Here is a 12,348-nt window from a genome sequence, read left to right on the forward strand (position 1 = left end):
GATTAAACTTGCTAAAGCAATCTGTATACCAAGCATAAATGCTTAGGTCTTAGACCTAAAGGATTTCTTGATAAGCAAGGGCACTTGCAAGGTCGTTATTGACTTTCTGTTTATTGCCCCTACCCTTTATTGCGATTCAAGCAATCAATTTGCGTTACCCTCGTGATTCTAGAATTTCAAGCACCCGCTCCAAATCTGCGGGCACATCAACCCCAATCAACGAATGCTCTGTCTCAACGACGCGGATGCGGATACCGTGTTCAAGGAAGCGTAGCTGCTCAAGTCCTTCGGCGCTCTCATACGGCGTTCTCTCCCATTGAGTAAACTCAAGGAGCCGCTCTCGACGGTAAGCGTACAGCCCCACATGTCGATAGTTTGGGTGAACTTGTAGCCAATGATTTGAGAGATTGCCGGGGATTGATGCTCTGGAAAAATATAACGCAAAGCCCTGGAGGTCAGTCACAACTTTAACGACATTGGGGTCTCGATAATCCGCATCATTTTCGACTCGTTGCTTCAATGTGCTAACTTCCACGCTGGGGTCATCGAGAAACGGTTGAATCATCTGATCGATAACCACCGGCTCCAGCAACGGTTCGTCGCCCTGAATGTTCGCCACGACATCGCAATCGAGTGTTTCAGCGACAATCGCAACCCTTTCAGTGCCTGTGGGACAGTCTGGTGATGTCATAACCACCTGTCCACCGAAGCCGACAACCGCATCGTAGATTCGCTTATCATCGGTTGCGACGATGACAGCATCCAGCGTTTTGGCACGTGCCGCTCGCTCATAGACTTGCTGCACCATCGGTTTGCCGAGGATGTCCACCAACGCCTTGCCCTGAAACCGACTTGACGCATAGCGAGCGGGAATAACTCCAACGATTTTCACGGCTCTGAATTCTCCTTGGCGTTTACGTGACTCAGGGTCTACCGCTAAAGGCTCATTTCTAATTTGAATAAAACTTTATCACAGGTTGGCTATTTGTGCAACGAAAAACATTAGAAATTTCAGGGTAGAGAAGCCTTTACCACGGATGATTGATATGCTATAATACAGTGATCTAACTATTAGCCCTGAAATCCCTGCCAGAAAGGTCAGCCATGGGCATACAGTTTTTCGTTGTTTTTGTACTCTCAATCGCTTTTTTATCAATGGGTGTCACAGGCTGGCAAGGCTTTGTTTCGGTTTCGTGGGGCGATGGGATGCCTAAATTAGATTTTACAGCGAACTATTTTGCTATCCTCCAATGCTTCCTTAGTTTTCTACTGTTTCTGATTAGCCTATATCTGATGGGGTTCTTTCTCTATCTTGAAGAACGAGAAAGTGGTCGGATCATGAAAAACATCAAAAGCTACGTAAAACTGAGGGAATATCTTGAATTGAGAGGACGTCCGAAAGAGTAGAGAACGTTATGCTTAAAAATGACCTCCTCCTTCGCGCCGCTCGACGCCTACCGGTAGAACGGGTTCCGGTATGGATGATGCGTCAAGCCGGTCGTTCAGATCCGGCGTATCGTGCACTCAGAGAAAAAATCGATCTCCCGTTAGAGCGGTTATTTCGGACGATACCATGCCCAGCCAGCAATCAAGAGATTGAATGGGCGATTGAAATTTCTCTCTTACCCAAGCGCATCGGGGTTGATGCAATCATTGTGTACAAAGACATTCTCACGCCGCTTTGCCCGATGGGCGTACACTTCCGATTTGACCCCGGTCCCGTCTTAGATTCTTCTATTCGGACCCAATCCCAGATCGAGGCACTACAACCCCTCGATAATCCTGCTTCACAAATGGCGTTTACCGGGAAAATTATCAGCGGACTGCGTGGGGCGTTAGAGGGAGAATTGCCGTTGATTGGTTTCGCAGGATCGCCGTTGACCCTCGCTTTTTTTATGGTTGCAGGGACCAGCCCGATGGCAGCGGGCGGAGGCGTTTCAAACGCTGCACGTCCCGTTTTTCAGATGATGGACGAAGAACCGGAGCTATTTCACGAACTGCTGCAGCGTTTAACGCAGATGACGATTCATTATCTCAACTACCAAATTTCGGCGGGCGCGCAGGTTGTCCAGCTGTTTGAATCCATCGCTGATCAGATCGATCGACCGAGATATGAAACCTTTGTCCAACCGTATCACAAACAGATCTTTGCGGCATTAGATCCGAGCACACCTTCCATCCTGTTTGCCAAAGAGTGTTCCTACCTCTCGCTGATGCTGAATAGTGGTGCTGACGTTTTGAGTGTCGGAAAGTGTGTCGATTTGTCAATAGCGCAGAAAGAAGCAAAGGGCAGAGTCGCTTTTCAGGGGAACGTGGACAACGCAATCCTGCGAGATGGAACCTGTGATGATATTACCACCGCCGTCAACAACTGTCTACAAGCGGGTGGAAAGGTCGGGCATATCCTCAACCTCAGTCACGGGCTCCACCGGGACACACCGTTTGAAAATGTGCAGCACTTTGTGAAGGTTGCGAAAGAGGCACAGAATTAGGGGGCAAAAACTGTTGAAGAAGGATACAAATTCTCAATGGAACTCAAGGGGCGCATACGATAGCCTCCTACTTGTTGGCTTTGGAGGACCGACCCCCGGTTGTTGTCGGCAGTACGAAGCATGCCCTGGGGAAGCGCACTGCTTTGTCGAGGGAATCGTAGGGAATGCGCCATCGAATGCTGCGCGTGTGAAAGGAGTTGCGAGCCACTACGTCAAACTCGGCGGATTTTCGCCCTTTAACGAACTGACATTTAAGCAGGCGGATGCGCTTGGAGATACTCTCAGAAAACGGGGCGTTGATTCTCCTATCTACGTGGGGATGCGCAATTGGACGCCATATCTCCATGAAACGGTAGCGAGGATGGTTGAGAAGGAGCACCGCAACGTCCTTGTTATCATCATGTCTGCCTATCGGTCAAAAGCCAGTTGGGAGCGTTATCAGAACGATGTTATCGCCGCAGTCGAAACAGTAGGCGACCAAACACTAAACATTTGCTATTTAGAAGATCTGTGGCATCTACACTCTGGCTTTATCAACGCCATCGCGGAACGCATTCGTAGCGCATGTAACGGCATTTCTGAATCACGTTTTGCTGAAGCTGCTCTGATTTTTACCGCCCACGCAATCCCCCAAGTCGCCGCAAAGACCTCCCCGTACCCCGAACAGTTTCGTCAAACCGCTTCAGCCGTAGCAGAAGTTCTTGGAACCGATTTCGATATTGCTTACCAGAGCGCACCCGATAATCCAACCGTGCCGTGGACGAGTCCTGACATCAACGACCTAATTAAAGAGAAAAGAGAAGCGGGTGTTCAGGATGTCATTGTATCACCGATTGGTTTCCTCTGCGACCATGTCGAAGTGCTTTACGATCTCGATTTGGAAGCCAAAGCAACCGCTGAGGCATGTGGCATGAATTTTATTCGTGCCGGCACTGTCGGCAAGCATCCCGAATTTATCAATATGTTGGCAAACCTCGTGTGTGAAGAATTTCAAACGGTGGGATAACCACCAAACCGATATGCGCCGTAGGCGAAAACAGAAAAGGAGGAGCAAAACATGTCATCGTTTACAGAAACCCTCAAAGTCGATAACCAAGATATGGCACTTTACGTTTCTACCCCCGATGGCACGGGACCTTTTCCCGGTGTAGTAGTTGCTCAGCACGCCGGGGGCGTTGATACGTTCATCTGCGCAATGGCTGATAGGTTGGCGGAAGCCGGCTACGTCGCCGCTGCTCCAGATCTCTACCACCGGTTGGGACCCGATGACCCACGAGGCCCACGAGAGCTTATAGACGCAGAGATGATCGCCGATGTTCAAGCCACCGTAGCGTTCTTACAGAACCATAGTGCTGTTAATAGCGAGGCACTCGGCATCACCGGCTTCTGCATGGGTGGTAGAGTAGCATACTTGATGGCAGCAGCCCTCCCACAGTTCAAAGCCGCTGAGGCTTATTATGGCGGCAACACCATGGTGGCTTTGGGAGAAGGCGGAGCGTCGCCGTTTGAGCGCACTAGCGAAATTAATTGTCCGCTGCTGTTCCATTTCGGCGAAGAGGACGCCAATCCCTCCCCGGAAGATATGCAGAAAATCGACGCTGAATTAACACGCCATAACAAGGCACATGAGTTTTATACATACTCCGACGCCGGGCACGCCTTTATGGATTTCACCGGCGAGCGTCACCATGAGGCAGCAGCGACAGCCGCTTGGCCCCGGACATTGGATTTCTTTGCCCGGCACCTAGGCAACTATGGTGAATTAGATAAATAAGTAAACATTTACCAATAACTCCGACCTTCGCGAAGTTTGCAAAGTCCCCCTGATAAGGGGGATTTAGGGGGTTGGCTGTGAATTGGGAGTGTCTAAGTAATTCTAAAATTTACCATATGGACTTTGTGAAACTCACAGGGGTACAACGCCAATTTTTTGATGAAAACGGTTATCTGGTCGTCCCAGATGTGTTATCGCCGGAGATGATTGACAAACTCACTCAGGTAAGCGACCGGCTAATCGAATCGTTTGATGCAGACGGGGCTTACGTTCAAAGACGTCCCGGTATTGTCCAAGAACCGGACTTTCATCCCCTGATGACCCAATCACCGACGGTCCCCCTGGTTGCCCAACTGCTGTCCCCTAATATTCAACTGCATACAACAGCGATTATCTATAAGTTTCCAGAGCCGGCAGACGAAGAAATTGCTAATCAACGAGGCTGGCATCGTGACAGCGGCCTTGCCGTAGACTTGTGCCACAAAAACGTGCCGCGTGTCAGCATCAAAGTAGGATACTGCCTGACCGACCTTTACGCTCTTCGCATCGGGTTCCCATCTGATAAATACCCCGTTGCCTATTCCAAAAGGAGAAGTGGACCCTGTCGGAACGATCGAACTCCGCCTCAATGCCGGAGATGCTTTCCTTTTTGAAAATCGTCTCTTCCATACTTCTGCCCCCAACCTGACAGATCGTGTCTCAAAGGTGATAATCTTTGGCTACGCTTACCGCTGGATGGGCGGGTCGCACAAAGCAATGAGCCTTGTCCAACCCGATGAGACTGTCTTAGCACAGGTTGATGACGTTGGCAAACAGTTGCTGGGAGCGACAAATGATGGTTTAATTAATTGGGCAAAACAGCACGATATTTCCCCAGAACCTACTCCGTGGGTGATGGAGGTTTGACATCGAAGTGCTAACAATTGAGAGGAGAAGATATGTCCGCAGAACTGACTGACGCACATCTTGACGAATTGGACGCGAAAGGTTACGTTATCGTTCCGGGCTTTTATACAGGCGAAAGGTTGCGCGAAATGCAAGCGGCACAGCGAAGGTCACTTCCTACATGGGACGAGGTGAAGGATGACCCACCGCCGGGCCGTGCGATTCTTACTGATTTCCCACCGCCAGAGACAGCCTTGCTGCGAGGCATTGTTGACTATCGGGCGTGGGGATTTGCCCGAAAATGGCTCAAGACAGAACATATCCATTTTCGCGCCGGTTGTATGATCGCTCGCTATCCCGGTTTCAAAGGGGGTGGTGTAGGCAGTGACGCTGCTAATTTACATATCGACAACGGAAATAACTCCTTGCTGCCGCCCTCCGATACGCTGCGCGAGTTTGGTCAACTCGGCTTTTGGGTACATCTCGAAGATGTTGATGAGGACCAAGCCCCACTGCGGCTACTTGCCAAGGAACATGGACGTGATACAACTAAGTATGAACCGTTAATCTGCAAGGGTGGAACACTGTGTATGTTCACCAATTACACGTTGCACTCTGCGAGCGATTATCTCCGTGAGGACGGTCAACGCTTCACATGGGGATTTGGGATTGGCAGAGCCGACAATTATTGGGAAGGATTTAGACATTATACGGACAAGGGAAAGAATCCGGTGTTTAGTCGGTTCATCGGAAAGTTGACGGCGAAAGAGCGTGAGGTTTTTCGCTTTCCACCGGCAGGGCATCCATACTACACACCGCAAACCTTGGCGGCTTTGGAGGAACAGTACCCCGGCTGGAATGCCAATGGTGAATATTAGCCTGCTTTCCACATGCTTGTTAACATCATTGGTCAAGACCCATATCGCTATCTTGGCAAAACGACCAACAATATCTTATAGAAGGAGAACAGAATGAGCCAAACTGAGAGAATACCTGCCGACCAATATCGTACAGTCGTCACGCGACCCGATGACTTTGATGCGTTCTGGGACGGGTTACTGGCACAGTCGGCGGAGATTCCGCTGAATGCGACGGTGGAGTTGGTGCCGCTACGCAGTACACCAGAGATTGAAGTTTATGATGTGCACTACGATAGTCTTGACGGTGTGCGCATCGCCGGCTGGTATGCCGTGCCGCGTGAAAGGTCAGGGAAACTGCCTGCCATCGTACAGGTGCCGGGTTACCTTCAAGATCCCCCCATCCCGCGGTCATGGGCAGAGGACGGTTACGCTGCATTCTCCGTCGCTCCGCGTGGTAAGATCCGCAGTAACCAACAATTTAACCCCGGTTACCCAGGCCTATTGACGCATAACATAGTTGATCGAAACACCTATACCTATCGTGGCTTTTATATTGATGCGGCTCGGACGGTCGATTTCTTGCTTTCGCGCGATGAGGTTGATGGCGAGCGAATCGGTGTGAATGGCAGTAGCCAAGGCGGTGGATTAGCAATTTCCACAGCGGCGCTGCGTCCTGAAATCCGTGCCGCTGCGGCTGGTTGCCCATATCTTTGCGGATATATGGATTCTATTGAGTTAACACGCACCTATCCATACCAAGAAATCAGTGACTATCTGCGGCTTTATCCTGAGCGGAGAGAGGCGGTACGTGACACGCTAGCGTACTTCGACGGTATTAATTTTGGACCTCGAATTACCTGTCCTATTATGGTCTATATCGGTTTACAGGACAACGTATGTCCGCCAGAAACAGGCTATGCCGCCTTTAACACCATTGCCTCTGAAGATAAGCAGATCTACCCCTACGACGGACATGGTCACGATGCCGGCAGCGTTCATCATGGACCAATCCTAAAAGATTTCTTCAAAAACCATTTGCAAAGCTACTGATTTATCCCTCATCAGTCCCATTTCACAGGAGTAATTATGTCTAATACATCTCGACCCGAAGATTTTGATGCTTATTGGCAGCAGGTCTGCCATGAACTGGAAGTTACACCTATCGCTGCCGAAGAGGAACATCTGCCGATTCGATCCACAGAGTATTGCGAATGCTACACGGTGCGTTTCACCGGCATCGGTCCTTATCGATTGTTCGGCTATTTAAGCATTCCGCATGGGGACGGACCGTTTCCTACTTTGCTACTTGGTCCGGCATATCGCAGCGTCGCGGATCCGCTACCACAAGGGGACGCCAACGAAAAACGCGGGCGATTCCTCGTTTTTTCAACCGCTGGACGTGGACAGCGGAATGCCGACAAACCGTATGCGGGCTTGTTTCCCGGCATGATGACTGAGGGCATTGATGCGCCTGAAACCTCAATCTTTCGTGGGTTTGTTGCGGATTGGTTGCGGGCTGTCGACTACCTGCTGACACGCCCAGAAGTGGACCATTCCCGCCTCGCAGCAATTAAGCAGGAAGGTATGCCGCTATTAACAGCAGCACTTCGACCTGAAGTGACCCATGTTGTCGCTTCGCCTGGGAGTTTTTACAACACCGGCGACCAAGTACCGGGCGAGATTGAAGATTATCTCCGTTTATATCCAGAAAAGGAGGCACAGGTCAAGCGGACGCTTTCCTATTTCGATCCAATTTTCTTTGCCCCCAACGTGCGAGCGCGGACACTGCTCTTGGGAAATCCAGAAGCGGTTGCACCATTAGAAGAAGCGTTAGCCGGTGAAACTGATATCCGGCAGAGTGAGCGTTCTTCGTATAAGGACGGGATGTTTCAGGAACGGTGGATCGCCGATCAATTTGGCTTTGAGGACATTATCATTCCTGCACACTGGCAGTAGCATAGGTGCAAGTCCGAAGGAGAAGCAGGATGAAACACCCAAAATGTAGTCGCATCCCTCAAACTACATATACATTCGGGGGGCACCTCGCCGATTATCTCACCGGCGTTACGGAACAGTGGCTGAAGGCAGCGCCTTTGGCAAATCCGGCGATGTTGGAGATCTTCCGAGATCGGGATCGGCAGCCGCTCCGCGATATGGTGCCTTGGGCAGGTGAGTTCGCCGGCAAATATCTGACTAGTGCCGTGCAGATCCTCCGACTCACCCAAGATGCAAACCTGAAGACCTTTATCCGAGGCTTTGTGAATCAGCTTGTTCAACTCCAGGATACGGACGGTTATCTGGGACCTTGGCCCCAAGAGAGTCGGTTGACAGGTGAGGCACCCAACGTCGGAGGTAAAGGGGGAAATACTTGGGATGCTTGGGGACACTACCATATTATGCTGGGGCTAATCCTCTGGCATGAGGAGAGCGGGGATAAAAAGGCACTTAATAGCGCAATTAAAATCGCAGACCTGATCTGTGAGAAGTTTTTGGCGAATACGCGCAACCGATTGGTAGATACCGGCAGCACAGAGATGAATTTGGCAGTGATTCACACCCTTTGCCTCCTCCACCGGGAGACGAAAACCGAGCGGTATCTGAACATGGCGCTTGAGATTGTCGATCAATTCGCTGCAGAGGGACCTGATGGCCCCCTCGCTGGTGATTACCTTCGGGGTGGGCTTGCTGGACGGGAATTCTACGAAACACCGAAGCCCAGATGGGAGAGTCTGCATCCGATTATGGGTATGGCAGAACTCTACTGGATCACTGGGGAAGATCAGTATCGAACTGCTTTCGAGCAGATCTGGTGGAGTATTGTCAGGCTGGACCGGCACAATAACGGTGGTTTCTCATCCGGCGAGAAGGCGCAAGGAAATCCGTATCATCAAGGAGCAATCGAAACCTGTTGTACGATTGCTTGGATTGCTGCCAGCGTGGAGATGCTTCGCTTGACCGAAAACCCCGTCGTCGCAGATGAGATCGAGTTATCAACTCTGAACTCGGTTACCGGACTGCATTCCCACACTGGACGTTGGGTAACTTACAACACACCGATGGACGGTGTGCGCCGCGCTAGCGCCCACGACATCGTGTTTCAAGCGCGGGAGGGCAGTCCTGAACTGAATTGTTGTAGTGTCAACGGTCCCCGCGGGTTGGGTATGGTCAGCGATTGGGCATTGATGCACTGCAGAGGTGGACTGATACTTAATTGGTATGGACCTTCAACCATGAAAACTCGGTTATCATCGGGGGTAACTGTTGAGTTGGCGCAGGAAACGGAGTATCCCCGTACAGGAAAGATCACGCTCAACGTTGCGCCTTCACGCCCCGCACAGTTTGTTCTGAAATTACGCATTCCCTACTGGTCTTCCAAAACGAGAGTCAAACTGAACGGTGAGCGCGTGAAATCGGTGTCGCTGGCAACCTACCTTGTACTGGACAGGGAATGGGAGGTTGGGGACAAGGTCGAACTTGAACTGGACATGTCGCCTCACTACTGGGTCGGTGAAAAAGAGTATGATGGAAAGGTTTCCATCTACCGCGGTCCCATTCTGTTGACTTATGATCGACGACTTAACACGATGGACCCCGATGAGATTCCTGCGGTCGATGCGACCGCGATCAAAGGACGGTTGATAAGCAATAAGGATAGCTTGCCAACCGTTGTTCGTGTAGAGTATACCGTTCCAGACGGTCGCAAACTGAGGCTTTGTGACTTCGGCAGCGCAGGTGAAGGTGGATCTCCATATCGCTCATGGCTGCCGGTAGAGCAGATCGGGGTGACCCGCTTTGCGCCGGATAATCCACTACGTAGCGGACGACCCCAATAGCCGCCTGACGCTATCACAAAATCGATGAGGATCCCCACTATTTTGCGACGCACACCTCAAGTTAAAAAGGAGGCGACCGTTTCAACCCCCAATCATTCCGTAAATATTCCGGAGTCGAACCCAACGAAACCGAAGAAATATCTATGGTGGTGCAGCGTTCTTCACATCATCAACGACGGTTACATCTCCAGTCTATCCATCCTGCTTCCGTTCATCGCAGTAGATCTGAATCTAACCTACAGCCAATCCGGTTTTCTTAAAACCGCCAGCCATGGGGCGATAAGCGCGACTCAGATCCCCGCCGGGATTCTCGCTGAACGACTCGGAGATATTTTGATCCTAGGCATAGGCACGACGTGGTTTAGTCTGAGTTACATGGGGTTGATTCTGGCGTTCAGCTACCCTTTAGCGTTGATACTGATATCTTCGTCTGGGATAGGTGGGGGGGTATATCATCCCGTAGGAACCGCTCTTGTCTCAAATGTTTATCCGGCTGAAAAGGCGGGACCGGCAATCAGCACACTGAACTTCTTTGGCGATGTTGGAAAGGTGCTGTTCCCAGCTTTAGCGGGCATCTTGGTTATTAGGATTGGTTGGGGGGCAAGCTGCGCGGTGTTAGGAACGATTGGGCTTGCGGCCTCTGTTTTGTATATCTTCTTCTTTCGAGCAGATATCGGTACGAAAAGGAAACAGACCACGCCGAAGCTGGAAGCACAGAAAGGGAGTCGCGCAAAATGGAGGACGTTTCAGGGTTGGGGGATAGCACAGCCAACCCAGTTTACACTCTACTCCATCCTTGGACTTTTGGATAACGGTATTCGAGCCGCTGTTACGACGTTTCTAGCATTTTTAATCAAAATCCGTGTTGAAGCGGGTGCCGTGGGTGGTTTGATGTCCTTGACATTTTTCGGCGGTGCTCTGGGGAAACTGCTGTGCGGGATGCCGATTCAAAAATTGGGCATTAAAAAAATCATTCTTTTGACAGAGTTATTGATGATACTTGGCTGCTTTACGCTGCCTTCAGTACCTTCAGGATGGATTCTTGTGCTGTTCCTGCCGCTGTTTGGGTTTATGTTAAACGGGACCTCCTCTGTCATTTATGTTGGAACCGCCCCAACGCTCAATGCGGAATTCCGTAGCCGAGGTTATGCGCTGCATTATACCCTAAGTTTTATCGCTTCTGCGACCGCGCCTTATCTTGCGGGTTTTGTAGGCGATACCTATGATCTGAAAGCCATCTTTTATGCAAACGGTGCAGTGATGCTACTTGCGTTGCCACTAGTCATGTTTTTGAAAGATAGAGTGCGTTCTAGCGAAGCATCCCACTAACGGAAGCGTAACGAAAACAGGTCTGCGTCCTTTAGCGCGAAACGTAGGCGAATCGGGGTTCCAGCCAGTTTACTGATATCGCTACCTCTCTCCCAACAAACGATTCTCTCCAATTCGTCGCCGATAATTTCTGGACATTCACCGAGGGCATAACCTTGAACAGGCACTCCACTCGCCTCCTGAACTTCGATGCGGAGACTTCCAGCTGCACTGGTGGAATAATTAATCTCCAATACCTTTCCAGAAAACGTAAATGGCTTGGTTACCATTTCACCACCCGTGTAAGGTGCGTTTACCGAAGCAAAACCGTCAATTCGGAGCGTCATGCGATCAAGGTGTGCCGTCTGCTGGTCGTAATCTCTCTGAACATACAGGGACATCTCGGTCGGACCGGTCTGTACAACCCCAAGCGCAGGATAGTTTGTCCGTGATGTCCAGTTGTTGTAACCAATGCCCGGACGGACAAAACTCTCTTTGAACGTGAAATCGTAGCGCGTTGTGCCCGCCCGCGTGGTCAACAGAACGCCATCGGAGATGTCTGTCCTACCGCCACTGACTGGATCTGGGCAGACCTCCACAGCCTGCGCTTCCGTCAACGCAGGTCTATCGAAGTGGATACGGCCGGGGAGTGATATGTAGATGTGAGGGGCACGAAAGTAGGGATGCGTTTGGTTGGTGTATAAATGCTGTGAGGGGGTTGTGCTGCCGGTATCGCTGAAGGTCATTGGGGTCTGTTCGGTCCAGTTGATGAAATCTGTTGATGTTGCCCGTGCTGTGGACCGAATGCGAGCGTCGCTGACCATATGGCGGGCGTAGAGGACATAGCAGCCCTCAACCTCCGACCAGAACATCACGTTTTGAGAATCAAAATTGTTTTCCAAAGCTACCGGAACAATCGGTTCATCGCGCAACTTGGTCCAATGGATGCCGTCGGCGGACGTATAACCTACTAGACTGCTGGGTTGCTGCTGATCGCGCCCGTTCGCTTTATATCGCTCGGCTTCAGGGACGCCCGGCCGCGTGTCAACAAATGCGCAGAACTGACCGTTGTGTCGTAGGATTGCGTTGTTCTTTGTTGACCCGTTGAGTTCAACGAGACCGAGGTCCGGTTTTGTCCAGTAGATGCCATCTTCGCTTTCCGCATAACAGGTCGGGTGTGGTCTTTTGCCCATGAG

General features: G+C 50.8%; 13 protein-coding genes. 11 read left to right on the top strand and 2 right to left on the bottom strand.

Annotated elements, in window-relative coordinates:
- Positions 1-154: 154 nt before the first annotated feature.
- Positions 155-892: a 3-deoxy-manno-octulosonate cytidylyltransferase gene (gene kdsB, locus J4G02_16365; GenBank protein MCE2396133.1), complete on the bottom strand. Its 738-nt coding sequence runs from the start codon at positions 890-892 to the stop codon at positions 155-157.
- A gap of 212 nt (positions 893-1,104) precedes the next feature.
- Here kdsB and J4G02_16370 point away from each other — a divergent pair, with 212 nt between their 5' ends.
- From J4G02_16370 to J4G02_16420, 11 genes are all read left to right on the top strand, one after another.
- The gene (locus J4G02_16370) at positions 1,105-1,407 is read left to right on the top strand and encodes a hypothetical protein (protein ID MCE2396134.1); all 303 of its coding nucleotides are present in this window, start codon (positions 1,105-1,107) and stop codon (positions 1,405-1,407) included.
- 8 nt (positions 1,408-1,415) lie between these two features.
- A complete protein-coding gene (locus J4G02_16375; GenBank protein MCE2396135.1) occupies positions 1,416-2,492 on the top strand; it encodes a uroporphyrinogen decarboxylase in 1,077 nt (358 codons plus the stop codon).
- A 13-nt stretch (positions 2,493-2,505) separates the two neighbouring features.
- The gene (hemH, locus tag J4G02_16380; protein ID MCE2396136.1) at positions 2,506-3,498 is read left to right on the top strand and encodes a ferrochelatase; all 993 of its coding nucleotides are present in this window, start codon (positions 2,506-2,508) and stop codon (positions 3,496-3,498) included.
- Positions 3,499-3,549: 51 nt separating this feature from the next.
- A complete protein-coding gene (locus J4G02_16385) occupies positions 3,550-4,266 on the top strand; it encodes a dienelactone hydrolase family protein (protein MCE2396137.1) in 717 nt (238 codons plus the stop codon).
- 77 nt (positions 4,267-4,343) lie between these two features.
- Positions 4,344-4,919, top strand: coding sequence for a phytanoyl-CoA dioxygenase family protein (locus tag J4G02_16390; GenBank protein MCE2396138.1), 576 nt, complete (start codon positions 4,344-4,346; stop codon positions 4,917-4,919).
- A complete protein-coding gene (locus J4G02_16395; GenBank protein MCE2396139.1) occupies positions 4,861-5,172 on the top strand; it encodes a phytanoyl-CoA dioxygenase family protein in 312 nt (103 codons plus the stop codon). The genes J4G02_16390 and J4G02_16395 overlap by 59 nt, the downstream gene beginning before the upstream one ends.
- A 32-nt stretch (positions 5,173-5,204) precedes the next feature.
- The gene (locus J4G02_16400; protein ID MCE2396140.1) at positions 5,205-6,029 is read left to right on the top strand and encodes a hypothetical protein; all 825 of its coding nucleotides are present in this window, start codon (positions 5,205-5,207) and stop codon (positions 6,027-6,029) included.
- 93 nt (positions 6,030-6,122) lie between these two features.
- Positions 6,123-7,061 (top strand): acetylxylan esterase, encoded by a 939-nt coding sequence (locus J4G02_16405; protein MCE2396141.1) that lies wholly within the window; start codon positions 6,123-6,125, stop codon positions 7,059-7,061.
- Positions 7,062-7,097: 36 nt separating this feature from the next.
- Positions 7,098-7,967: an acetylxylan esterase gene (locus tag J4G02_16410; GenBank protein ID MCE2396142.1), complete on the top strand. Its 870-nt coding sequence runs from the start codon at positions 7,098-7,100 to the stop codon at positions 7,965-7,967.
- A 29-nt stretch (positions 7,968-7,996) separates the two neighbouring features.
- The gene (locus J4G02_16415) at positions 7,997-9,844 is read left to right on the top strand and encodes a glycoside hydrolase family 127 protein (protein MCE2396143.1); all 1,848 of its coding nucleotides are present in this window, start codon (positions 7,997-7,999) and stop codon (positions 9,842-9,844) included.
- Positions 9,845-9,886: 42 nt separating this feature from the next.
- Positions 9,887-11,173: an MFS transporter gene (locus J4G02_16420; GenBank protein ID MCE2396144.1), complete on the top strand. Its 1,287-nt coding sequence runs from the start codon at positions 9,887-9,889 to the stop codon at positions 11,171-11,173.
- Here the strand turns inward: J4G02_16420 and J4G02_16425 are convergent.
- Positions 11,170-12,348: hypothetical protein (locus J4G02_16425; protein ID MCE2396145.1), on the bottom strand; the 1,179-nt coding region annotated here is incomplete at its 5' end. The genes J4G02_16420 and J4G02_16425 overlap by 4 nt on opposite strands.

The organism is Candidatus Poribacteria bacterium (assembly GCA_021295755.1).
Classification (GTDB): domain Bacteria; phylum Poribacteria; class WGA-4E; order WGA-4E; family PCPOR2b; genus PCPOR2b.

Excerpts from the sequence above, each read along its gene's own strand:
- J4G02_16370 (MCE2396134.1), top strand. The coding sequence starts at position 1,105 with ATGGGCATACAGTTTTTCGTTGTTTTTGTACTCTCAATCGCTTTTTTA.
- J4G02_16375 (MCE2396135.1), top strand. The coding sequence starts at position 1,416 with ATGCTTAAAAATGACCTCCTCCTTCGCGCCGCTCGACGCCTACCGGTA.
- J4G02_16385 (MCE2396137.1), top strand. The coding sequence starts at position 3,550 with ATGTCATCGTTTACAGAAACCCTCAAAGTCGATAACCAAGATATGGCA.
- J4G02_16400 (MCE2396140.1), top strand. The coding sequence starts at position 5,205 with ATGTCCGCAGAACTGACTGACGCACATCTTGACGAATTGGACGCGAAA.
- J4G02_16405 (MCE2396141.1), top strand. The coding sequence starts at position 6,123 with ATGAGCCAAACTGAGAGAATACCTGCCGACCAATATCGTACAGTCGTC.
- J4G02_16410 (MCE2396142.1), top strand. The coding sequence starts at position 7,098 with ATGTCTAATACATCTCGACCCGAAGATTTTGATGCTTATTGGCAGCAG.
- J4G02_16415 (MCE2396143.1), top strand. The coding sequence starts at position 7,997 with ATGAAACACCCAAAATGTAGTCGCATCCCTCAAACTACATATACATTC.